The sequence below is a fragment of the Prolixibacter sp. DSM 2831 genome, from assembly GCF_056493735.1.
Map to the genome: position 1 here is coordinate 533,266 of NZ_CM151379.1, position 21,723 is coordinate 554,988.

15 protein-coding genes, 2 tRNA genes and 1 rRNA gene are annotated in these 21,723 nt (G+C 46.7%); 11 read left to right on the forward strand and 7 right to left on the reverse strand.

Features of this window, described 5'->3' with window-relative positions; all coding sequences use genetic code 11:
* Nucleotides 1-57: 57 nt before the first annotated feature.
* On the forward strand, nt 58-1,614 hold the full coding sequence (locus AC060N_RS02135; protein ID WP_463234692.1) for a glycoside hydrolase family 10-like protein: 1,557 nt from the start codon (nt 58-60) through the stop codon (nt 1,612-1,614).
* A gap of 75 nt (nt 1,615-1,689) precedes the next feature.
* Nucleotides 1,690-2,415 (forward strand): FadR/GntR family transcriptional regulator, encoded by a 726-nt coding sequence (locus AC060N_RS02140; RefSeq protein WP_106541391.1) that lies wholly within the window; start codon nt 1,690-1,692, stop codon nt 2,413-2,415.
* Nucleotides 2,416-2,446: 31 nt separating this feature from the next.
* Here AC060N_RS02140 and AC060N_RS02145 read toward each other — a convergent pair whose 3' ends face one another.
* Entirely contained in the window at nt 2,447-3,742 is a 1,296-nt protein-coding gene (locus AC060N_RS02145; protein WP_479525684.1) for a hypothetical protein, read from the reverse strand.
* Between the two features lie 290 nt (nt 3,743-4,032).
* Here AC060N_RS02145 and AC060N_RS02150 point away from each other — a divergent pair, with 290 nt between their 5' ends.
* Nucleotides 4,033-4,986: a calcium/sodium antiporter gene (locus tag AC060N_RS02150; protein ID WP_479525685.1), complete on the forward strand. Its 954-nt coding sequence runs from the start codon at nt 4,033-4,035 to the stop codon at nt 4,984-4,986.
* Here AC060N_RS02150 and AC060N_RS02155 read toward each other — a convergent pair.
* Together AC060N_RS02155 and AC060N_RS02160 are read right to left on the reverse strand one after the other, a co-directional pair.
* The gene (locus AC060N_RS02155; RefSeq protein ID WP_479525686.1) at nt 4,971-6,641 is read right to left on the reverse strand and encodes a SulP family inorganic anion transporter; all 1,671 of its coding nucleotides are present in this window, start codon (nt 6,639-6,641) and stop codon (nt 4,971-4,973) included. The two genes, AC060N_RS02150 and AC060N_RS02155, sit on opposite strands and share 16 nt — an antisense overlap.
* Before the next feature lie 270 nt (nt 6,642-6,911).
* Nucleotides 6,912-7,394, reverse strand: a complete 483-nt coding sequence (locus AC060N_RS02160; RefSeq protein WP_479525687.1) for a hypothetical protein — start codon at nt 7,392-7,394, stop codon at nt 6,912-6,914.
* A gap of 524 nt (nt 7,395-7,918) precedes the next feature.
* Here AC060N_RS02160 and AC060N_RS02165 point away from each other — a divergent pair.
* Both AC060N_RS02165 and AC060N_RS02170 read left to right on the forward strand, forming a co-directional pair.
* Nucleotides 7,919-9,979 carry a T9SS type A sorting domain-containing protein gene (locus AC060N_RS02165; protein ID WP_479525688.1) on the forward strand — a complete coding sequence of 687 codons (2,061 nt, stop codon included), beginning with the start codon at nt 7,919-7,921 and terminating at the stop codon, nt 9,977-9,979.
* A 66-nt stretch (nt 9,980-10,045) separates the two neighbouring features.
* Entirely contained in the window at nt 10,046-12,688 is a 2,643-nt protein-coding gene (locus AC060N_RS02170) for a TonB-dependent receptor domain-containing protein (protein WP_479525689.1), read from the forward strand.
* A 386-nt stretch (nt 12,689-13,074) separates the two neighbouring features.
* Here the strand turns inward: AC060N_RS02170 and AC060N_RS02175 are convergent, their stop codons facing one another.
* From AC060N_RS02175 to AC060N_RS02185, 3 genes are all read right to left on the reverse strand, one after another.
* Nucleotides 13,075-13,563: a hypothetical protein gene (locus AC060N_RS02175; RefSeq protein ID WP_479525690.1), complete on the reverse strand. Its 489-nt coding sequence runs from the start codon at nt 13,561-13,563 to the stop codon at nt 13,075-13,077.
* Nucleotides 13,564-14,931 carry a dihydroorotase gene (locus AC060N_RS02180; protein WP_479525691.1) on the reverse strand — a complete coding sequence of 456 codons (1,368 nt, stop codon included), beginning with the start codon at nt 14,929-14,931 and terminating at the stop codon, nt 13,564-13,566.
* A gap of 220 nt (nt 14,932-15,151) precedes the next feature.
* Nucleotides 15,152-15,886, reverse strand: a complete 735-nt coding sequence (locus tag AC060N_RS02185; RefSeq protein ID WP_479525692.1) for a polyprenol monophosphomannose synthase — start codon at nt 15,884-15,886, stop codon at nt 15,152-15,154.
* 118 nt (nt 15,887-16,004) lie between these two features.
* On the opposite strand from AC060N_RS02185, the gene AC060N_RS02190 reads away from it, so the two are divergent.
* The 3 genes from AC060N_RS02190 to AC060N_RS02200 all read left to right on the forward strand — a co-directional run bounded on the left by AC060N_RS02190 (nt 16,005) and on the right by AC060N_RS02200 (nt 18,579).
* Nucleotides 16,005-17,159 carry an AraC family transcriptional regulator gene (locus tag AC060N_RS02190; protein ID WP_479525693.1) on the forward strand — a complete coding sequence of 385 codons (1,155 nt, stop codon included), beginning with the start codon at nt 16,005-16,007 and terminating at the stop codon, nt 17,157-17,159.
* 392 nt (nt 17,160-17,551) lie between these two features.
* Nucleotides 17,552-18,229, forward strand: coding sequence for a hypothetical protein (locus AC060N_RS02195; RefSeq protein ID WP_479525694.1), 678 nt, complete (start codon nt 17,552-17,554; stop codon nt 18,227-18,229).
* A 116-nt stretch (nt 18,230-18,345) separates the two neighbouring features.
* Nucleotides 18,346-18,579, forward strand: coding sequence for a hypothetical protein (locus AC060N_RS02200; RefSeq protein ID WP_106541400.1), 234 nt, complete (start codon nt 18,346-18,348; stop codon nt 18,577-18,579).
* Nucleotides 18,580-18,819: 240 nt separating this feature from the next.
* Here AC060N_RS02200 and AC060N_RS02205 read toward each other — a convergent pair whose 3' ends face one another.
* Nucleotides 18,820-18,978 carry a hypothetical protein gene (locus AC060N_RS02205; RefSeq protein ID WP_463235079.1) on the reverse strand — a complete coding sequence of 53 codons (159 nt, stop codon included), beginning with the start codon at nt 18,976-18,978 and terminating at the stop codon, nt 18,820-18,822.
* 748 nt (nt 18,979-19,726) lie between these two features.
* Between AC060N_RS02205 and AC060N_RS02210 the strand changes: the two genes are divergently transcribed.
* From AC060N_RS02210 to AC060N_RS02220, 3 genes are all read left to right on the forward strand, one after another.
* Nucleotides 19,727-21,248 (forward strand): 16S ribosomal RNA (locus tag AC060N_RS02210).
* Nucleotides 21,249-21,491: 243 nt separating this feature from the next.
* Nucleotides 21,492-21,565 (forward strand) — tRNA-Ile (locus tag AC060N_RS02215).
* 77 nt (nt 21,566-21,642) lie between these two features.
* Nucleotides 21,643-21,716: transfer RNA gene (locus AC060N_RS02220), tRNA-Ala, on the forward strand.
* The last annotated feature ends 7 nt before the right edge of the window (nt 21,717-21,723 follow it).

The following is a 21,723-nucleotide window of genomic DNA, read 5'->3' on the forward strand; positions in this document are numbered from 1 at the left end:
TTTTTGTACCTTTATAATTCGTTACATTTGTTTAAATTATGATTATCAATTAGTACAATGAAACCCCGGCAAGCTTTTCCCACACTCCTGCTGGTTCTGGTCATTGCATTTCAGGCAGCGGGCCGGAACCCCCGAATGGCGAAACCATTGGTGAAAGAGGAGTTCAGAGGGATATGGATTGCGACGGTAAACAACACTGACTGGCCATCTAAACCGGGTCTGCCTGCAGACCAACAACAAAAGGAACTGATTCATCTGATTGACCGGATTGAGAATACCGGATTAAACGCGGTAATTCTCCAGGTCAGGCCGGCTGCCGACGCCATCTATCCATCACCTACTGAACCCTGGTCGTATTATTTAACCGGCGAACAAGGCAAAGCGCCCACGCCTTATTACGATCCACTGCGTTTTGCGATTAATCTTTGCCATCAGCGCGGACTCGAATTTCACGCCTGGTTCAATCCATTCCGGGTAACGGCCAGCAGTTATCTCCATCTGGCTCCTAACCATCCCTTGCGGAAAAACAGTAACTGGATAGTCAAATATAACGGAAAGAGCTATCTCGACCCCGGCATTCCGGAAGTACGGGAATACGTCATTAACATCATTATGGATGTGGTGAAACGCTACGACATCGATGCCGTTCACCTCGACGATTATTTCTATCCCTATCCGGTAAAATCACTGACCTTTGATGACGAAGCTTCTTTTAAAAAATACGGTGGCAATGATTACCCCAACCAGTTGAAAGAATGGCGCCGGAACAACGTTAACCTGTTCATCAGTGAGTTAAATGAGAAGATAAAAGAGGAAAAGAGTTGGGTCAAACTGGGCGTCAGCCCTTTTGGGGTATGGCGGAACCTGTCGCTTGATCCGGATGGCTCCGCCGGGAAATGCGGATTATCCTCCTACGACGATTTATACGCCGATGCCCGTACATGGGTGAAGAACGGCTGGGTGGATTACATCATTCCCCAGTTGTACTGGGAGAGAGGAAATGCTTACGGCGATTTCGATACGCTGGCCCGCTGGTGGAATAACAATGTCGATAAGCGACATCTGTACTTCGGGCAAGCACTTTATAAGGCTGCCAGCTCGGCACCCGGATGGCAGGACCCCAATGAAATAGAGAAGCAAATCGATATTGCCCGGCAGATGAACAATGCCCGTGGCTTTGCCTTTTTCAGTGCTTCGCATTTGCTCGATTTGAGCCAGGAGCAGGTTAGCCGTTTGCGACAGGAGCTGAAAGAAGAACCGGCTATTGTTCCCAAGATGGCCTGGCTCGATAGTGTTCCTCCACCCGTTCCGGGCCATTTCCGGCTCGAGTCGACCATTAATGGTACCTGGCTGAAATGGAAGCTGCCGGCTAACTATAATGACGATCGTGTCCATTATGTGGTCTATCGGGTAAAAAAAGATACGACGGGAAACAATCCGATAACCGACGTTTTTGAAGTAACGGAACAACGTCAGCTGTTTATTCCTCCGTCTATGCGTAATAAGCTGGTTGACGAATGTTTCCGCGTATCAACTATCGACAGATTAAACAACGAAAGTGCTCTTTCGCCACTCATACAGATAAACGGGACTGAATTTAAATTAATGCAATAAATTTTGCTGCATTTAGTAACTGGTCATATGTATGTTATATTTTGAGTAACTTTGTATTCTCACTAAAACCGAACCATGGACGAGATTTTTAAAAAGATTGGAACAACTCAGACCCTCAGCCAGAAAATCGAGCGGAATATCGAGAAGGCTATCCGTGATAAGAAACTGGAAGTTGGTTCCCGTCTTCCCTCCGAGCGTGAATTATGCGAAATGTTTGCTGTCAGCCGTACGGCTTTGCGTGAAGCGTTGAGACGTTTAAGTGCCCGCGGTCTCCTCGAAATCCGGAAAGGTAGCGGAATGTACGTGACCAAGTTGGGAATGCAGGATGCTATTCAATCACTAAATCTGTATTACGACCTGAAGTTCGACAATAACCTGATAAAGCAGATTATAGAGGTAAGAAAAGCATTTGAACCTCAGATTACGATGATGGCTGCCCAAAACCGGACCGAAGAAGATCTCAAACAGATGGAGAAAAACCTGCTTGAGTTCGATAAGTGCGATCCGGATAATACCCAGTTAGAATCGGATATCGATAACCGGTTTCATATCTTGCTGGCCCGTGCCACTGGTAACCCAATTGCCATCGTAACCATGGAACCCATTCACAACCTGCTTCCGCGTATGCGCAATCTGATTTACGGTAGCATCGAAGGGGAAAAGGAAATTACCCTGGGCTATCACAAGGAAATTGTGAATGCTATCCGGGAAAAAGACGGTGAACGTGCTTCGGAACGTATGCAGGCACACATTAACCGCAACATGGAGGTTTACGAAAAGTTTCTCAATAAGGGAGAATAAGCTGTTTGCCCACACATATAACCCGGCTCCACTACAGCCGGGTATTTACTACACTGTTGAATATCGAACCGAACTGGTAACGTAGCCCGATGCCGCTCGAAATCTCGAACGATGTGGGCAGTTTGCGCGTGTTCAGTAATAAGTCCTCGTCTGAAATATCACCTAACGGCAGATACAATTGGTCATGAATGCTTTCGGCATTGAAACCGAAATTCACCGAAAGGCCTTTGGCTACCCGGAAATTAATGCCGGTATTGAATTGCAGACTGTACTTCTCGGGCATTTCCAGGTATTGATTTCCCCGCACCCTTGCTTCGATACCGCCCCAGGGCTGCACCATCTCGAAATCGACCGCGAGGGTATGTTTCCACAACCACTCCTTTGTTTTATCGAAAATGGTCTTTTCATTGTAGCCCACCGTTTCGCCGCCGGCATAATAAGCAACCGTGAAGGTGCGTTTATCCGCTTCGTCCCACGGAAAGAAGTTATACTCAACTGCCGGTTTCAGGCTGTAGGAATACTTGATATTACGATAGGTGCTGGAATACAGATTGAAGAATCCGCCGAACGACCAACGGTCCGATAAACTCCTGACAACACTGGATGAAAAACCCTTGTAAATATTTTCTGTTCGGACCGTCTCATCGTAGGTTGAGGTATCGGTTTCTACCGTTTTTTTATACTCGCGGATGTGGCTGGAGTAATTGATGTTATTCCGCACCCGCCATTCCTCGGTCACTTTAGAGGCACGTCCTGAGAACGAGTAGTCGAAGTTCTTCTTCCGTTCCTCCATGCTCAGCCCGCCGTTTCCCTGGATGCGAAACACCCAGTTGTGCCACGGGTCAACCAATGGTTTGGTGTCCGCGAAAGCGGTATCTTTTTTATTTCCTTTGATATTCACCGATTCAGCGCCGGTTGCTTCATTCACAAATGGCATTACGCCCATTTTCAGGGTACGAAGAAAAACATCACGCACCTCGTTCCAGGTTTGCGACGGGTAGGTATTGCAGTTCAAAGTAAAATCGCCAATTTGGTCGAACATGACGCTGTAGAAAGCCATGGAGTAGTTGGCACCGCCACTTCCGGTGGTCCGCTTCTTGACAATTACATGCACATCGGCAGCATTCGGGTCGTTTACAAAATCGACAAACGAAATATTTCGGCGGATGTAATTAAAATCAACGATATTTCCTTCCAGGTACAAACGCACCGGACCTTCTTTTCTTCCCTTACCGGGAAGCTCTTTCCCAACAACTCGCTGAAGAGGAAAAACCAGCAGAAAAAGCGCAATAAGATACAGTAAAAACGGAGTAGACCCTTTTTTCATAGTTAGCTCAAAATAGGTGGATGGCGGAAAATTGCAACAAATGTATAGAAAACGTTTATTATTTGAAAGATATTTCATTACGATATCATACCGGAATAGGATGATTTAAGGCTTGTAAACCAATTTGTTTCGCTCAGGATGACCAAATGCGTACCAGAAGAAGTGTCCCTGTCAGTGGTAACTTATTGTTTGGCTTACGGTAAGCATAAAAAGATTTTATAAAATTGCCTTGCTTTTTGAGCCTTTCGGCAGAAAAGATTGTTTCACACAAAAAGTAATACACACAGCTCATGACAACCAGTTTTTTGCTATTGATTCTCGGTTTGGTATTTCTCATCAAAGGTGCCGACTGGCTGGTATTTGGAGCCTCGGCACTGGCGCGCCGTTTCCGCATTCCGGAGCTGGTCATCGGATTGACCATTGTTTCGTTCGGGACGTCGGCACCGGAGCTGGTTGTCAATAGTTTCGCCGCGTTCCAAAATCATCCGGACATTGTTCTGGGGAACATCATCGGGAGTAACAACTTCAACCTGTTTCTCATCCTCGGAATTTCAGGCCTTATTCTTCCGCTAAGCGTACAAAGCACCACCGTGTGGAAAGAGATTCCCTTCTCGTTGCTGGCTGCACTGGTATTATTGATTCTAGCCAACGACCAATGGACAGGGCATGCAATCGATGTGATTTCGCGAACGGATGGCATGATTCTATTGCTCTTCTTCGCTCTGTTCTGGCTCTATCTTTTTCGGCAGGTGAAAAAAGAACGACTTAATTCATTGGCAGAATCCGAAACATCTTCGGTGAGTAACCGGAAGATGGCAGCCTATATTTTGGGTGGGTTGGTCATCCTTATCATTGGTGGAAAGGTGATCGTTAATAGCGCGGTGAATATTGCCCGTCATTACCACATCAGCGAGCAAATCATCAGCCTGACGATTGTTGCCGCGGGAACGTCGCTGCCTGAATTGGCTACTTCGGTGGTAGCCGCTATACGCAAGAACAACGATATTGCTGTGGGGAACGTCATCGGGTCGAACATTTTCAACATCTTTTTCATTCTGGCTATCAGTTCGCTCATTCGTCCCATTTCATTCGATGTTTCCTTCAACCGAGACATTCTGTTGCTCATTGGCGGAACATTATTCCTCTTCATCGCCATGTTTACCGGTAAGGTACGCAAGCTCGACCGCTGGGAAGCTGCATTACTGCTGATTGCTTTTGGTGTGTACTTTTACTTCATCACCTGATGCACGTGCGGCATCTCGGTGAAAGCAATATGCAGCCCGGCCTGTTTAAGTGCATTGGCAAAACTGTCGCAAATATACTCTTCGCCCACCATCTCATCGATACCAAACAAGCCCAGTTCTTTGCGTACTTCCGGTTTTACTCCTGACAGGATGACCCGGATACTCCGTTTCTCCATCTCTTTCAACAGCTCGATGAAATTGTGAATCCCGGTCGAATCGATGAAAGGAACATGCCGCATCCGCAGAATCAACACGTTTGATTTGTAGTGAATGTTTCGCAATGCATCGCGGTATTCCTGTGCTGCCGCGAAGAAAAAAGGACCGCTGATTTCGTATACATCCACACCGCGGGGCAATGCCGAATAGTTCTCGATCACGTCGGTATCCTGCTCCATCGGTTCCACTGATGACAATTTGCCCATCCGCTGCATAAAGAGCAAGGCTGAAAGCACAATTCCCACCTCGATGGCGACCGTCAGATCAACCAATACGGTCAGGAAGAAAACCGTCAGCAACACCAACACATCGTATTTCGAGCCTTTCAACACCGAGCGGAATGAACGCCATTCACTCATGTTATATGCCACTACGATCAGAATACCGGCCAGCACCGGCATGGGAATCAACTTGGCCCATTTCCCGAAAAACAACATAATGAGCAGTAAGGTCACCGCATGAATCATTCCTGCCAACGGGGTTCGTCCACCGTTTTTGACGTTCGTAGCCGTCCGGGCAATGGCTCCGGTAGCCGGTATTCCGCCAAAGAGCGGCGATGCCAGGTTGGCAACTCCCTGCGCAATCAGTTCGGTGTTCGAACGGTGATGTCCGCCAATCATTCCATCAGCCACCACCGCCGATAGGAGTGATTCAATGGCACCCAGCATGGCAATGGTCAGGGCAGGCTGAATGTAATGCTGTAAATTAGCCCAGTCCAGATGTGGGAACTGAACCGAAATAGTTCCCTGTATTTCGCCAAACACGCTCTCGATGGTATGAACCGGGAGATGGAACAGAGCCACGATGGGCGTAATGATCAGAATCGCCAGGAACGAGCCGGGAATCCGTTTCAGAAGCCGTCCACCATATATGGTGATCAATATAGTCGCTATGGTAATGATGATTGCTGCCGGATTCACCTGGCTGAGTGATGTCAGGTAAACGCTCCATTTCTGAAGAAAACCGGCTGGTAAATGTTCGGGATGCAGTCCCAGGGCATCTTTCACCTGTGTGGTGAAAATCACCAGGGCAATACCGGAGGTAAAACCCACCGTGAGTGGACGCGGAATAAATTTCAGCACCGCTCCCAGTCTGAGCAATCCAAATAAAATGAGAATCACGCCGGCCATCATGGTCGAAATCGCCAGGCCTTCGATGCCATAGGTACCAACGATACCCGCCACCACCACGATAAAAGCACCGGTAGGCCCGCCAATCTGCACGCGACTTCCACCTAAAAAGGAAATGAGGAAACCTGCCACGATGGCGGTCACCAATCCTTTTTCAGGCGAAACGCCCGAAGCGACCGCGAAAGCAATCGCCAACGGAATCGCCACAATACCGACAATCACACCGGCCAACAGATCGTTCACAATCGTTTGCCGGGAATAACCACCTTTCAGGATGGTAAAGAATTTGGGTTTGAAAATGCTCTGCATCGATTTCTGGAAGTAAGCTGCAAAAGTAGCCGAAAAACCGAATGCTGAATCAGATTGTCACGTTAAAATATTACTAATTCGGATGGGTGTGGGTTACTGGATTTGTGTGGATTAGGGAGATAGGTTTCTATAGCTAAGATGGTTTCTGTTGTTAGAAAAAAAGACGTTAGATGGCAGACTCCAGACATAATACTAAAGTAATTTCAGGTTTCCGATTGAGCTGCGTGGAGTTCAACCGGCGATCAACTTCCAAACTGCATCCAATTCGTTTTACACGAAATGCTTCCTGACGAAAAGCTTCGACACCCACCATAAAAGCACACCGAAGAATAGAAAGCCGATAGCTGCCATCCAGCCAAAAGGGAGTCCTTGCGTGGCATTACTGACACTCTGAAAAATCCAGTGGGTGGGGAAAATACCAAAGAGGTGTTTGAATTTGCCGGGAATGAAAAACGCGACAATGGGAACCAGTACCAGCAGATTAAACGCCTTAACGTACACCATTCCCTGCATCCGGTTTTCGGCAATGGAATTGATGGCCAGCACATACACCGGAACCACCAATGCAGCGAGCAATGAAAGTATCAGGTTCACACCCCATCCGATACTGAAGAAGGGCTGAACCCAAAAAAGAATCACATTCAGGGACACCGTAAACAGATAGGGAATCAGCATCCGGGAAAGGATGTACTGTAACTTGGTCAGCGGCACAACGCCGTACGTTTTGGCAATCTTCTCATGAAAAGTTTTCATTTGTGGCAATTGAATATACTTTTAATTGGACTAGTCTTATGTTTATCAGCAGGTTTTGGACACCATTCATGCCCTATCACACTCATTCACTAACATTTCCACATCAGCGGCGAGACACAATTCGGGAAAAAGGTCCTGATCGGTCAATACGGAAAGGTTGAAATGATTAATTTTAGGGGACCCTAAACCAACAGAAATGAAGACGGACCAGGCTATTATGCATTTTATCACTTTCAGTAATTACAGGAACCCAATCGTGTATTCTGAAGGAATGAAGAAATTACTTAGACCATATTCGCTAAAGGTTGGGTTACACACCTAATTAGGAAATAATAACAATTTATAGTAATAACGCAATCTGGTTGGGTTACACATACGTTATGGGCAATTACAAATCCAATGTATTAAAGTATAAAAGTGATATCTACTAATTTCAATTTCCATATATGAAACAACTAACTATTCTTCTCTTTTTGGCAATAGCATCAAAGTGTATAGCGCAATCACCGACGAATTATGTAATAATGAATCAATTTGTAAACGATATGGTTTATGATTCGTTAGATTCACAGGTTTTAGTCTCCATACCGAGTACGGATAATGTTCATGGAAATTCAATTGGTTTTATCGATCCGGAATCGGCTACTTTATCAGGTTATTACTTTGTAGGAAGTGAACCAAGGCCAATAGCCATAACAGATGACATGAAATATCTGTACGTTGGATTAGATGGAGCCAAGAATGTTAAAAAATTTAATATTTCAACGCATAACATTGAACAAACCTTTACTATTGGTTCTGATAATTTTAATGGTCCTTATTTTGCCGGCAATATATCTTGTCAGCCCGGTACCGATTCGGTCATAGCAGTAGCCCGGCGTGCTCAGGGTTATGCACAAGGAGTTTGTATTTATAAAAATGGTATACAACTACCTGATACAATAAGCAGCTATCCAACAACAATCGACCTTGTTCATTATTATAGTCCCACTGCTCTGATTGGTTATAATAATTCAAATACAGGCTATGATCTTTCAACCATGTCAGTTGACTCTCAGGGGGTCAGGATGGTTAGTCATATGGGTAATCTATTTGGTGGATTTGATATTGATTTTTGTATTCATAAAGATTTAGCCCTTTCCGATAATGGAACTATTCTGGATTTATCGGGAGGCACACCATCTCCATTAGCACAAATAACCTTACCTACCACTCAAGGATTTGGTCCCGTTCGAAGTTGTTTTGATACAGGCTCAAATTTAGTTTGTTTTGCAACAAAAGGTTACTGGAACGACAGCATTTACATATTCAGATATAATGCGACTACCTATCTCAAATATGACCAAATACGTGTAAACGGATTTAGTGGTAACGTGAATAAGATAATATGTTGGGGTAAGTCGAAATATATGGTTAGTACAGCAGATGGGAAACTACTGGTAATTAATGGTATATTGCCTACAGTGACAATCAACGTCACAGATTCCTTAACTTCATCTTCTGTAAAATGTATTGGCGAAATAACCTCCGAGGGTAGTTCGAATGTAAATTCTCGTGGAGTTTGCTGGAGTACAACCGGGAAACCGACCGTTACAGATAGTTCAATCTATAACGGGTCGGGGACAGGGCAATTTAGTGTAACGATAAATCATCTGAAACCCAACACAAAATATTATGTCCGTGCTTTTGCAACTAACTCATCAGGAACATCATACGGAAATGAAGTTTCATTTACAACTTTAGCGAATCTGCCGACTTTAATGACCAATGAAATTACCGGACTTACAGCAACTACTGCCATAGGCGGTGGAGAGGTTACTGACGACGGATATGATTCGATGACAGCCAGAGGTGTTTGTTGGAGTACTTCAGAAAACCCAACCATTACGGATAACTCAATAAATAACGGAGTAGGCAAGGGACAATTTAGTGTAACGATAAATAATCTAACACCCAACACAAAATATTATGTTCGTGCCTTTGCGACCAATTCTGCAGGAACATCGTACGGAAATGAAGTTTCATTTACCACTTTAGCCATTCAATTGCCAGCATTAACAACGAATGAGATTACAGAAATTACAGCCACTAAAGCCACTAGCGGTGGAGAGGTTACCAACAACGGAAACGATTCGATAACAGCCAGAGGCGTTTGCTGGAGTACAACAACGCCCCCAACCATTACAGATAGTTTAATCTATATCGGAGCAGGGACAGGACAATTTAGTGCAACGATAAATAATCTGACACCCGATACAAAATATTATGTTCGTGCCTTTGCGACTAATTCTGCAGGAACCTCCTATGGAAATGAAGTTTCATTTATAACGCTGGTAGCCACAGGGATAAATCAAAATACTGAAAACAATTTAACTATTTTCCTAAATCCGGAGAACAACATATTATCAATAAACGGATTGTTGGGCAAATCCAATATCTCAATCTTTGATATGAATGGCAGGTTAATGATGAACAAACAGCTTATTAGCAATCAAATAAATTTAAGTAGCCTGGAGAGGGGGGTATACATTGTAAGGATTCAAACCGAAAATGGATATTTAGTGAAAAAGATAATCATAAGATGAAGGGCAAATTAAATAATGCCAGCCACTAACAAATGGTATCTCTAAATCCACCAACCAACATAATCTATGAACAAACAAACCTCCATCCTGCTGGGTATTTGCCTCCAGCTACTTGTTTTTTCTCCGGTGAACGGACAAACAGCAAACGACTCAACACTAGTTGCAGCTGAACCACAGCAAACGTTGCTTAGTCAGCGTGAAGTGACCGGTTCAGCGGTCTCGCTCGATTCGGCTGACTTCGATACAGGTTACATCGTATCGCCCTGGGAGCTTATCCTGGGGAAAGTAGCCGGATTACAAATCACGTCGAACAGCGGTACTCCGGGCACTGACTTTACCATTGTTAACCGGGGCGAAACATCGCTGTTTACCAACAGTGCTCCGCTGGTCGTGGTGGATGGCATGGCGCTGGGAAAGGTGCCACCCGACATCAATCCCAATGATATTGTGGCTATCAAGGTACTGAAGGGTGCTTCAGCCGTAGCCATTTATGGAGAACGGGCTGCCAACGGTGCCATCATCATCACCACCAAACGGGGCGGCGATCAACTGAGAGTAAGTTACAGTGGTCAGTTGGGCTTGTCGGTGCTGCCTAAAAAAGTACCCGTCTTTTCGGGCGATGAATTTCGAAATCTGGTGAATACCTATTATACAGATTATCCGGGAGTGGTGAGTGAAGTTGGTACAGGTAATACCGACTGGCAAAAAGAGATCTACCGTACCGCTACCGTGCAGGATCATCATGTGAGCGTTTCGGGCAAAGCCAACGCCGTGCCTTTCCGTCTTTCACTGGGGAATACACATCAGAATGGCATTGTGAAAACGTCGTTGTACGACCGCACCACGGCCGGGCTATCTGTCAATCCCGAGTTTTTCGAGCATCAACTCTCGATTGACCTGAATGCCCATGGGATTTTCAGTAACAACCGGGTTGCTGATCCCAATGCCGTGAAGAATGCCGTTACCTTCGACCCGACTCGTCCCATAAAGGATGGCAGTCCCTATGGAGGTTATTTTACGTGGCAAGATCCGTTGGCACAATTGTCGTCGGTATATCCTTCGAACCCGGTGGCCTTGCTGAATCAGAAGAATGACGAAATCAAACGAAACCGGCTCATTGGAAATATCAAAGTGGACTACCGGTTGCATTTCCTGCCCGATATGCATGTGGTATTCAATTACGGAATGGACCATACCGACAACAAGGACCACACGATAACCGACCCTTCGGCAGCCTGGACCATCCAAAACTACGGGTCCGGTGAAATCAGACTTCACGATGAAACGTTTAAGAACCAGGAGAGGGACCTGTACCTGAACTACCGGAAATCGCTCGGGGAAGGGGCCAACACGCTGGATGCAACGGCCGGTTATTCCTCCTACCGTCACACCTACACCGACCATTTTAGCAGAACCACAGCGGATGCGACTTACACCATTGGAACATATGATTATTCCATGGAAGATAATCAGCACTCGAAGTACGTGAGGGTGAACTATTCCCATTCTAATAAATATGCGTTCAATGTTTCGGTACGACAGGATGGCTTTTCCTTTTATAACGATAAGAACCGGAACCACCTGTCGATGCTGGGAGCCTTTCGCTACCACCTGAAACAGGAGCCCTTCCTGAAAAACAGTCAGACTTTTTCGAAGCTCGATTTCACCGCAGGTTTCGGCACTACGGGTGCTCATTGGCCTATCCCCGGCTTCGTTAATTATTCCGTTGATCCGGGTATTAAGCATGCCAGTGTGAGTTCCAGTGAAGTGGGATTTGATTTTGCACTGACCCAAAGCCGGATTCAGGGCTCGGTAGAATTCTACTCCAAAATAAGCGATGATTTGTATCTCAAAATGACAACTCCGACCGGAGGTAGTTTTGGGAATTACGTGATGACCAACGGCGGGAAAATCAGGAATAGCGGCGTTGAATTGACCATCAGCGCCCCCATTATTTCGAACAGCGAATGGCAATGGCAAATCAATGCTAATGCTTCGTACAACAAAAACAAGATTAAAGATTTGAACAGTGTGGTTTCGGTATACGAGGCCACCGGGGCACTACTCGGTAGTTACGATGGACTTTCCTATACGAACCCCGATCCTTACATGCGCGTTCAGACGGTTGGGTACCCGACCAACTCATTCTATGTTCTTCGCCAGGTATATGATAGCAAGGGGCAGCCCGTCGAAGGAGTTTTCCTGGATGCCAACGGAAATGAAACCGACGGGGGTAATCTTGACAACCGCTATCATGACAAGCATGTCGCTCCTAATGTGATGATGGGCCTTTCATCCTCGCTGCGAAACCATGAATGGGATTTGTCCTTCTCCGGGCGTCTGCAATTGGGTAACTATGTGTATAACAACGTGGATGCGGAGAGCGCTTACCTGAATGTTTACAGTGCGCCGGGGTTCTTCCGGAACATCTCCCAATCGGTGAATGATTCGCATTTCATGGGCAAACGTATTTATTCCGATTATTACGTGCAGAATGCCGGTTTCTTCCGGATGGATTACATTAGTCTGGGAAGAACGTTCCAGCATGTCTCGGGGAGTCAGCTCAATCTACATGTGGCTGCGAATATTCAAAATGCGTTCGTGATTAGCGGATACAAGGGGCTGGACCCGGAACTGGCCGGTGGTGTGGATAATTACATGTACCCCCGTGCCCGGACGTTTTCGCTTTCGGTGAAGGTGAGTTATTAGGGTCTTTGTGGGTCGATTCCGGCAACGCCGGATAACTATTCATCACCCCAATGAATTTGGGGGCAGGAGAGTCGACTCTTCCTAACAACCCCGAAGTGGGTTGAATAAGACTATATGTACTTTTGGCTTGTTCCAAAAGTACCCAAAGCCCCGATGCTTCGGAGAAGTCAAAGTGATCCTTCCTCCCGCTTCGCGATTTTTTCTTGCTTACCCACAACCCTGAATCCCCGCCAAAAACCGCTCCCTCCAACTCCGGCCCGGCCTACTTTGACCGGCCAGCGCACTTATCGCCTGTCGGCGATGTTGAAGAGGAGGCGAATAGGAGGTGAGAATAAAAAAATCCCAGCAATTGCCGGGATTCTTTATTCTATCTGAATTATTCAATTTCAATTAAACTCTATCCGGAAAACCGGTTTGTGACCACGAAGGGTACTATCGTTATTCCAGACTTCGTAACCAAGCGTCATCGCGGTGACTTTCTTTCGTAACCGATCGTTTTTCTCGTCCCAGTACCACTTCTCGTCGAACTGTATTTTCCCGATTTTGTCGCGCGTAAATTCGCCGGAAGCTTCCATCGCTTTCACCTCCTGGATGGAATACTTCTTCCGGGTAAAATAATCCATAGCCGTCAGTTTGCCGGCATAAACGGCATCGAAGATGTCATCGATGAGTTTCTTCCGTTCTAATTTGCTCAGGCATTCCGTCGTCCAGGTGTCATCTTTGTTCGGATTCAGTATGATGGTATCATACGTAATCTTTCCCATCGACGTTCCCTGGGGGGCAGGCGTCGCCGCTGTTTGTTTTTCTTTCTTCTCCTGACTACATCCTGAAAAGATGAATACAAGAGCGGCAAGAATGAAGAGGCTTCGTTTCACTTATCTTCGGTCAAAAGTTAAACGTTCGCCGCGGAACTCTTCGTTGAATTTTCCTTTTCCGTCGGCATTGGTATTCTCGTACACCAGGTTACCGTTCACAAAGGTGTGGGTCACCTGGTAGTAGAACGATTCACCTTCGAAAGGCGACCATTCACATTTGTAGAAGAGGTTGTCCTTCGAAACGGTCCAGCGAGAGGGTTCTACCAACACCAGGTCGGCTTTGTAACCTTTCCGGATGTAGCCGCGCTTTTTCACGCCAAACAGTTCAGCTGGGGCATGGCACATTTTCTCGACAACTTTTTCGATGCTGATTTCACCTCTCCGGTGCAGTTCCAGCATGGCAACCAGCGCGTGTTGCACCAGCGGTCCGCCGGAGGGCGCCTTCAGGTACTTATTATTTTTTTCTTCTTCGGTGTGTGGTGCATGGTCGGTGGCAATCACATCGATGCGGTTTTCATTTACCGCTTTTAAAACGGCCTCGCGGTCACCAGCTGTTTTTACTGCCGGGTTCCATTTGATGCGTGTGCCGTACTTTTCGTAATCGGCATCGCTGAACCAAAGGTGGTGCACGCAGGCTTCCGCCGTAATTTTTTTGTCCTTCAACGGAATATGATTATCAAATAGCGCCATCTCCTTGGCGGTAGAAAGGTGCAGTACATGTAACCGCGCACCGTTCTTCTTCGCCAGTTCAACCGCTTTGGAGGTGCTCAGGAAGCAGGCTTCGGCACTACGGATTTTCGGATGTTCGCTAATCGGAATGTCTTCGCCGTATTTTTCTTTGGCGGCAGCCAGGTTAGCCTGGATGGTCGGCTCGTCTTCGCAGTGGGTGGCAATCAGCATCTTCGATTTACTGAACAGGTTGGCCAGCGTCTCCGGGTTATCGACCAGCATGTTGCCGGTGGAGGAGCCCATGAAGACTTTCACACCGCAAACCGTTTCCGGGTCGGTTTTCAATACTTCGTCGATGTTGTCGTTGGTGGCGCCCATGTAAAACGAGTAGTTGGCCATCGAAACTTCGGCAGCGCGGGCATATTTTTGTTCGAGTAATTCCTGCGTGGTGGCTTGCGGAACGGTGTTGGGCATCTCCATAAAGGAGGTGATGCCGCCGGCTACAGCCGCTCTCGATTCGGTAGCAATTTCGGCTTTGTGGGTAAGCCCGGGTTCCCGGAAATGCACCTGGTCATCGATAGCGCCAGGTAGGAGGAGTTTCCCGGAAGCATCAATGACTTCGGCTTTCGCCAACACACTTTCCGGTACTTCTTTTCGAAAAATTTTCTCAATGTTTCCGTTTCGAATCAGGATGCTTGTCCCTTTCATGATTTTTCCTTCATTCACTACCTTGGCATCCCTGATGACAATGTCCTTCATTTTTGAGTTTGATTGATTTTGTTTTTAATTATTTGGTAGTGGCTTGTGTTCCACTGGTTGTCGGTTGAAAGTAAGCATTTTTCGATGGATTTGAAAGCGCCTGATTTAATCAGTTGTCATGACGAGCTTCCAATTTAAAACTATTTTCTCCTTTATTTTATTGCGTGGCATAAAAAAAGAGCAACTTCGCGAGCTGCTCTTAACCTGTATCTTAGGCAATTTAAGTTCGTTTGTATGAGCGGAACCAGCTCCTCATCTTCATCTTCATCACCCCGAAAAAGGCCTCTCCGAAAATACCGCCGCTCATTTTCGACGATCCTTCCTGCCTTTCGGTGAAAATAATGGGAACTTCCACGATGTTGAAGCCGAATTTCCAGGCCGTGAATTTCATTTCAATCTGGAATCCGTAACCTTTCATCTTCACTTTATCGAGCCGGATGGTTTCCAACACTTCGCGCCGGTAACACTTAAAACCGGCAGTGGTGTCCATCACCGGCATCCGGGTCACCGTGCGCACATACACCGATGCGAAATACGACATCAGTACGCGGCCCAGCGGCCAGTTAATTACGTTAATTCCGGTGATGTAACGCGAACCGATGGCGACATCGGCACCTTTGTTGGCCGCAGCATCGTACAGCCGGAGCAAATCTTTCGGGTCGTGTGAAAAATCGGCATCCATCTCGAAAACATAGTTGTAGCCGTGTTCGATGGCCCAGTGAAAACCGGTGATGTATGCCGTACCCAAGCCCAACTTTCCTTCGCGTTGAAGCAGGTGCAGGCGGCCATCGTAGTCAGGCATCAAACGTTTAATAATGTCGGCAGTTCCATCGGGCGAATTGTCATCGATAATCAGCAGATGGAATGGATGCTCGAGGCCAAATACCGTGCGAATCATCCGCTCGATATTCTCCTTCTCATTGTATGTAGGAATAATTACTACGCTGTCTGGCACAATTAAACTTTTTTTGTGTCCGGTAAAGATAAGATTATTCTTTGTGGTTCGAAGCGGGGTATTGGACTGTGATTAACGTTTTTTAGTATTTTTATCGAAACGATTAACCTGATAGCCTTTGGAACTTTTTCGCGATCTCGGTTTGTTAAGCCCGGTATACGTGCCGTTGATTTTGTCGGTCGTTCTTTTCTTCTCAGCCGGAAAAGACGATCACAGCAAAGTGTGGCTGGGTTGGGGCATGCTCAATGCAGCTTTCCTGTTTCTGGCCAATTACTTTTATTTCCAGAAGCATTACGAAATCTATACCTACCTGCACAGTTTGCACATTTCGTCGGTACTGGCGGCTTACCCGTTTATCTACACGTATATATTAAAACTCACGTCGCCTCCCGGGAAAAAGGTGCGGGCCTGGATTCATTTCCTGCCATCCATCATTTTCTTTTTCCTGAGTGCGCCGGTTTTCTATCTCATGCTCGATGTGCAGGAGCGGGTACAGTTCATGTCGGAGTACCGCTTCGCCCCCGATTTTTCCAATCCCTTGATGAATTATCTGTTGGTGGTTCGTTTCCTCAATATCGTTTGCCTCTTTGTGCAAATTTTCCTCTACTTTATTTTGTCGTTCCGGTTGCTTCGAAAGCATCGCTACGAAGCGGTCAACTGGTTTGCCGATTACGGGAAAATCGGGCTTAAGTGGATGTGGTTGTTCAACGGGCTCTTTTTCGGCATGGCTATTCTCAGCATTTTCTTCTATTCCGTCAATCCGGTTAAATTATTTGGTGACGACCGCTACCTGGTGGTTCCCCTGTTTTTGCTGGGGTTGCTTATCTGGGCGTTGGGTGTGCTGGGATTTCGCCAAAAACCGCTCTTCGATGAGCGCGACCGTCTGGCCGTAAGGCTGGAGGGACATGATGAACCTGATTCGACCATTATCAAAAAAATCAGGACGATTTTTCAGGAGCAGAAGCCCTGGTTGAACAACGATTTCAAGCTGGCCGACCTGTGCCTGGAGCTGGGAACCAACCGCACGTATGTGTCGCAGGCCATCAACCGCAGTTACGGTGTGAACTTCAACACCTTCGTTAACCAGTACCGGGTCGACGAGGCCAAGCGACTGCTTTCCCGTCAGCCCGTCCTCTTGCTCGAGGAAGTGGCCATCCGTTCCGGTTTTGGTTCCAACGTATCCATGTCGCGTGCCTTCAGACAACTCGAAAATGTAACGCCCGGCATGCTGCGCGACCGGTTGCGATATGCCACTGAGGCAGAAAGTGTTTAGGGCGGCTTCACGGTCTGCGGCCTGTAGCGTACTTGCAGGCCCGGGTTCTCACTGGTCGTTCCGGGGGCTCATTCCAATCGCCCCGGCACTCCCGTTCGTCCAACCGGCCCCGCTTCGTCCGGCTGCCGGCCTCCGCCCGGCCGCAGGAGTTGGTTGCAGGTTCCAAAATTTCATGTTTCAGGTTGTATACCGCGGTTTCTGTTGTCCTTCTCTGAAGACGCATCTTCCGCTCCTGTCAGGAGAGGCGTCCCGGAATATTAATCCGTTGTCGTAAGTCGAGATTTCAAATACTTTTTTAGCGGATTCGTCAACCGAAGTTGTTGGATTTCAATAAAAATAAAACAATTATCCAAAGCCGGGAGTTAGTAAAGTAGAAACCAATAACAGTTTGAATGAAGTATTTCGTAAAGATAAACGATGTAAAATCGACCGATAAACTGGAAGGAGCCTGGAACAACGACGACTATAAGGAGTTGCTGGCAAGATTTGAGTATCCTGATGCGGATCAATTAAAGCCAACCGAATTGAAGGAATTTCTTTTTATGGCCATTTCCGACTTCGAACCCAATGAGGCGGCTGCAATTCTGCTCGACTACAAACTTTCGGATGTACTTGCGGAAGGGCAAATTGATAATCTTTCGCACGAGATGCTGCGGGTGAAGGTCTTTGAAAATTATTCCGAGATCGACCTTCACCAGGATTTGTTCAACATTAATCAATTGCTTTACCAAGCCTACAACGGAAAGTTCCCCCCGGGCAAAGTGAACATCGTACAATTCGAAATAAAGGGCGAAGACAATGGCTCTGAGGAACTCACAAAGGAAAACGCGTTGAAAGCGCTAAGTTACGGCCTTTCAGACAACAATTTGCTCAACCGCTTACTAAGCGATCAACTGGAGGGACGGACATCCTTTCCCGAGGCTGAAGGAATTGTGTGGAGCTTGCAAAATGAGGGAGACGATGCTTACTCGATGACGATTTCAGAAAAGTGGCTGACCAAAAACGATTTTGTGAACCTGGAATATGAATGCACGGTGCAGCCGTTTGAAGGTCCGGATGAGGAAGAATAAGCATCGGCAGATTCGGTTTGTAGCCTCAGTTGCTCCTCAATTGTATCTTAAGTACCACACGATGCAATGGCAGGGCAGTGAGATGTAGAAGAATTTATTGGAAAAAAAATCAAGCTATGGAAAACGACGAAAACAAGAAACCTGAAGAGAAGACTTTTCAGGATAAAGCAGAGCAATGGATCGATAAAGCGGAAGAATTTATGGACGATACCGCAGACAAAATACATGAGAGCGAAACCTACCGGAAGGCAAACAAATCTGTTGAAAATGCCACAAAAAAGCTTTTTCGGAAAGCCGGAAGGTTGTGGGGAAAATCAGAGCATTACTTTAAAAACAGGGATACAAAATAATACTCATTGGACTTATGCTGCTATAGCAAGTGTGCATACTACAAACCTATAATCAGCAATTTGAAGAAGGCCGCCAACTGGATGTGTTGATTGGGTAAGTTCGGTTTCAGGTTTCAAAATTTCAAGTTCCAGGTTGCACTTCGCGGTTTCTGTTGTTCCTATTGTTGGAAATGTTTCTTAAGTTCTCTTCCAATAAGGTTCGCCCCCACTTCGCCGTCAGGCGAAAAGCGGGCTGGCCGGTCAAAGAATTTCCCGCCAGGGAAAGATGTTCATCACCTTCGGCGAAGCCGGAGGATTGGCAACCTGAATAGAAAGCAACTCCAACGGAGTTGAATAAAAAAAGACGCTGTTGCGCCGCACACAGTTTCCTGAAGCATGCCCGACAACGGAAAAGCACATCCAAAGTGGATTTTAAGTATAGATACAGTAGGGATAGAGTACTAAACAGTCTTCATTTGCGCACCGGTTGAAGCGGGTTGTCCCGGGTTTTACATCCTGTCGTTTCCTGAAGCCGTTTTCCCCACCTCTATTCACCGAATAACAACTTTTACGTATTTTTTTGAAATAAATTGGTCCACCTAATCAGGCACTTGAGATTTTATGTCAAAAAAGAGTGGAAAAAGGTTTGGAGTGTAAGGAAAAAATACGCTTTCTTTGCATCCGCTTTCCGAAAGGGAGGCAGCGTTCAGAAGGTGATGAAAAGAGATGTTTCGGACCGCGTGAAAGGTTTATTCACTGCTTGGGAGTCCAACCGGGATGGCGAGATAATCCTGGCAGTAAAGACCGGGGTTCGGCAGGCAAGACATCACTAAAAAAAAATCTTGAAAAAGTATTTGGAGAATCGGGATAAAAGGTTTTATCTTTGCCGCCACGTTTTTTAGAAACGGGCGTTGATTTCCGGGTACTGAAGCCTTAAGAAAAAGGTAAAAAAGATTTGGAGATAACGCGAAAAGATTTCTATCTTTGCAACGCTTTTTTCGGCCCGTCCGAGGTGCAACCGAGGGTTGGGCAGGAGAGGCAAGAGTTAAGAAGAAGACAAGTTCATTGAAAATATTGAAAAGGAAAGAAGATAAGCACCAGAAGTTCAATTTTCTTTTAGAGGAAAAACTGATCGTGCCAGGCAAATAGACATTTAAACTTTTTGATTACAACGAAGAGTTTGATCCTGGCTCAGGATGAACGCTAGCGGGAGGCTTAACACATGCAAGTCGAACGGTAACAGGTCCTTCGGGACGCTGACGAGTGGCGCACGGGTGAGTAACGCGTATGCAACCTGCCCTGTACAGGGGGATAGCCCGGAGAAATCCGGATTAATACCCCATAGTTTCCGTGAATCGCATGGTTTATGGATTAAAGTTTCGGCGGTACAGGATGGGCATGCGTGGCATTAGCTTGTTGGTAGGGTAACGGCTTACCAAGGCGACGATGCCTAGGGGTTCTGAGAGGATGATCCCCCACACTGGGACTGAGACACGGCCCAGACTCCTACGGGAGGCAGCAGTGAGGAATATTGGTCAATGGGCGAGAGCCTGAACCAGCCATCCCGCGTGCAGGATGACGGCCCTACGGGTTGTAAACTGCTTTTCTGCAAGAAGAATGGTCATTACGTGTAATGATTTGACGGTATTGCAGGAATAAGCATCGGCTAACTCCGTGCCAGCAGCCGCGGTAATACGGAGGATGCAAGCGTTATCCGGATTCATTGGGTTTAAAGGGTGCGTAGGCGGCTATATAAGTCAGTGGTGAAATGCTGCAGCTCAACTGTAGAACTGCCATTGAAACTGTATAGCTTGAGTGCGCCTGAGGTAGGCGGAATGAGTAGTGTAGCGGTGAAATGCTTAGATATTACTCAGAACACCGATTGCGAAGGCAGCTTACTAAAGCGTAACTGACGCTGATGCACGAAAGCGTGGGGAGCGAACAGGATTAGATACCCTGGTAGTCCACGCCGTAAACGATGATAACTCGCTGTTGGCGATACACAGTCAGCGGCTTAGCGAAAGCATTAAGTTATCCACCTGGGGAGTACGATCGCAAGGTTGAAACTCAAAGGAATTGACGGGGGCCCGCACAAGCGGAGGAACATGTGGTTTAATTCGATGATACGCGAGGAACCTTACCTGGGCTTAAATGTAGAGTGACCGTTGCCGAAAGGTGACTTCCCTTCGGGGCGCTTTACAAGGTGCTGCATGGTTGTCGTCAGCTCGTGCCGTGAGGTGTCGGGTTAAGTCCCATAACGAGCGCAACCCTTATCGTCAGTTGCTAGCAGGTAATGCTGAGGACTCTGGCGAGACTGCCACCGTAAGGTGAGAGGAAGGTGGGGATGACGTCAAATCAGCACGGCCCTTATGTCCAGGGCTACACACGTGTTACAATGGTCGGTACAAAGGGCAGCTACCTGGTAACAGGATGCTAATCCCAAAAGCCGGTCTCAGTTCGGATTGGAGTCTGCAACCCGACTCCATGAAGCTGGATTCGCTAGTAATCGCGCATCAGCCATGGCGCGGTGAATACGTTCCCGGGCCTTGTACACACCGCCCGTCAAACCATGGAAGTTGGGGGTACCTGAAGTCTGCAACCGCAAGGAGCGGCCTAGGGTAAAACCAATGACTGGGGTTAAGTCGTAACAAGGTAGCCGTACCGGAAGGTGTGGCTGGAACACCTCCTTTCTGGAGCCGACACGATAGGTTTCTGAGAGGAAATTAGAGCAGAAGGGTGTTTACTTCTTCCTTTTTAAAAGATACTGTAAAACACAAGAGCAATTGAATCCCGATACTTCGGGGGAGAATTGAAGTTGAGAATTCAATGCAAAGCGGTTCTCACTATTCAATGCACGGGGTCTGGTTAGAGCAGAGGCAGAGCAGGAAACGGACATTATCAATTATCCATTTTCAATTCTCAATTCTGCAGACAGTCCCGTAGCTCAGCTGGTTAGAGCGCTACACTGATAATGTAGAGGTCCCCAGTTCAAGTCTGGGCGGGACTACACAGGCAATGAAAAATGAGCAGTGAACAATTAGCAATATTGTTCATTACACATTGTTCATTACTAATTGCACAGACGGGGGATTAGCTCAGTTGGCTAGAGCGCTTGATTTGCATTCAAGAGGTCATCGGTTCGACTCCGATATTCTCCACGAGGGT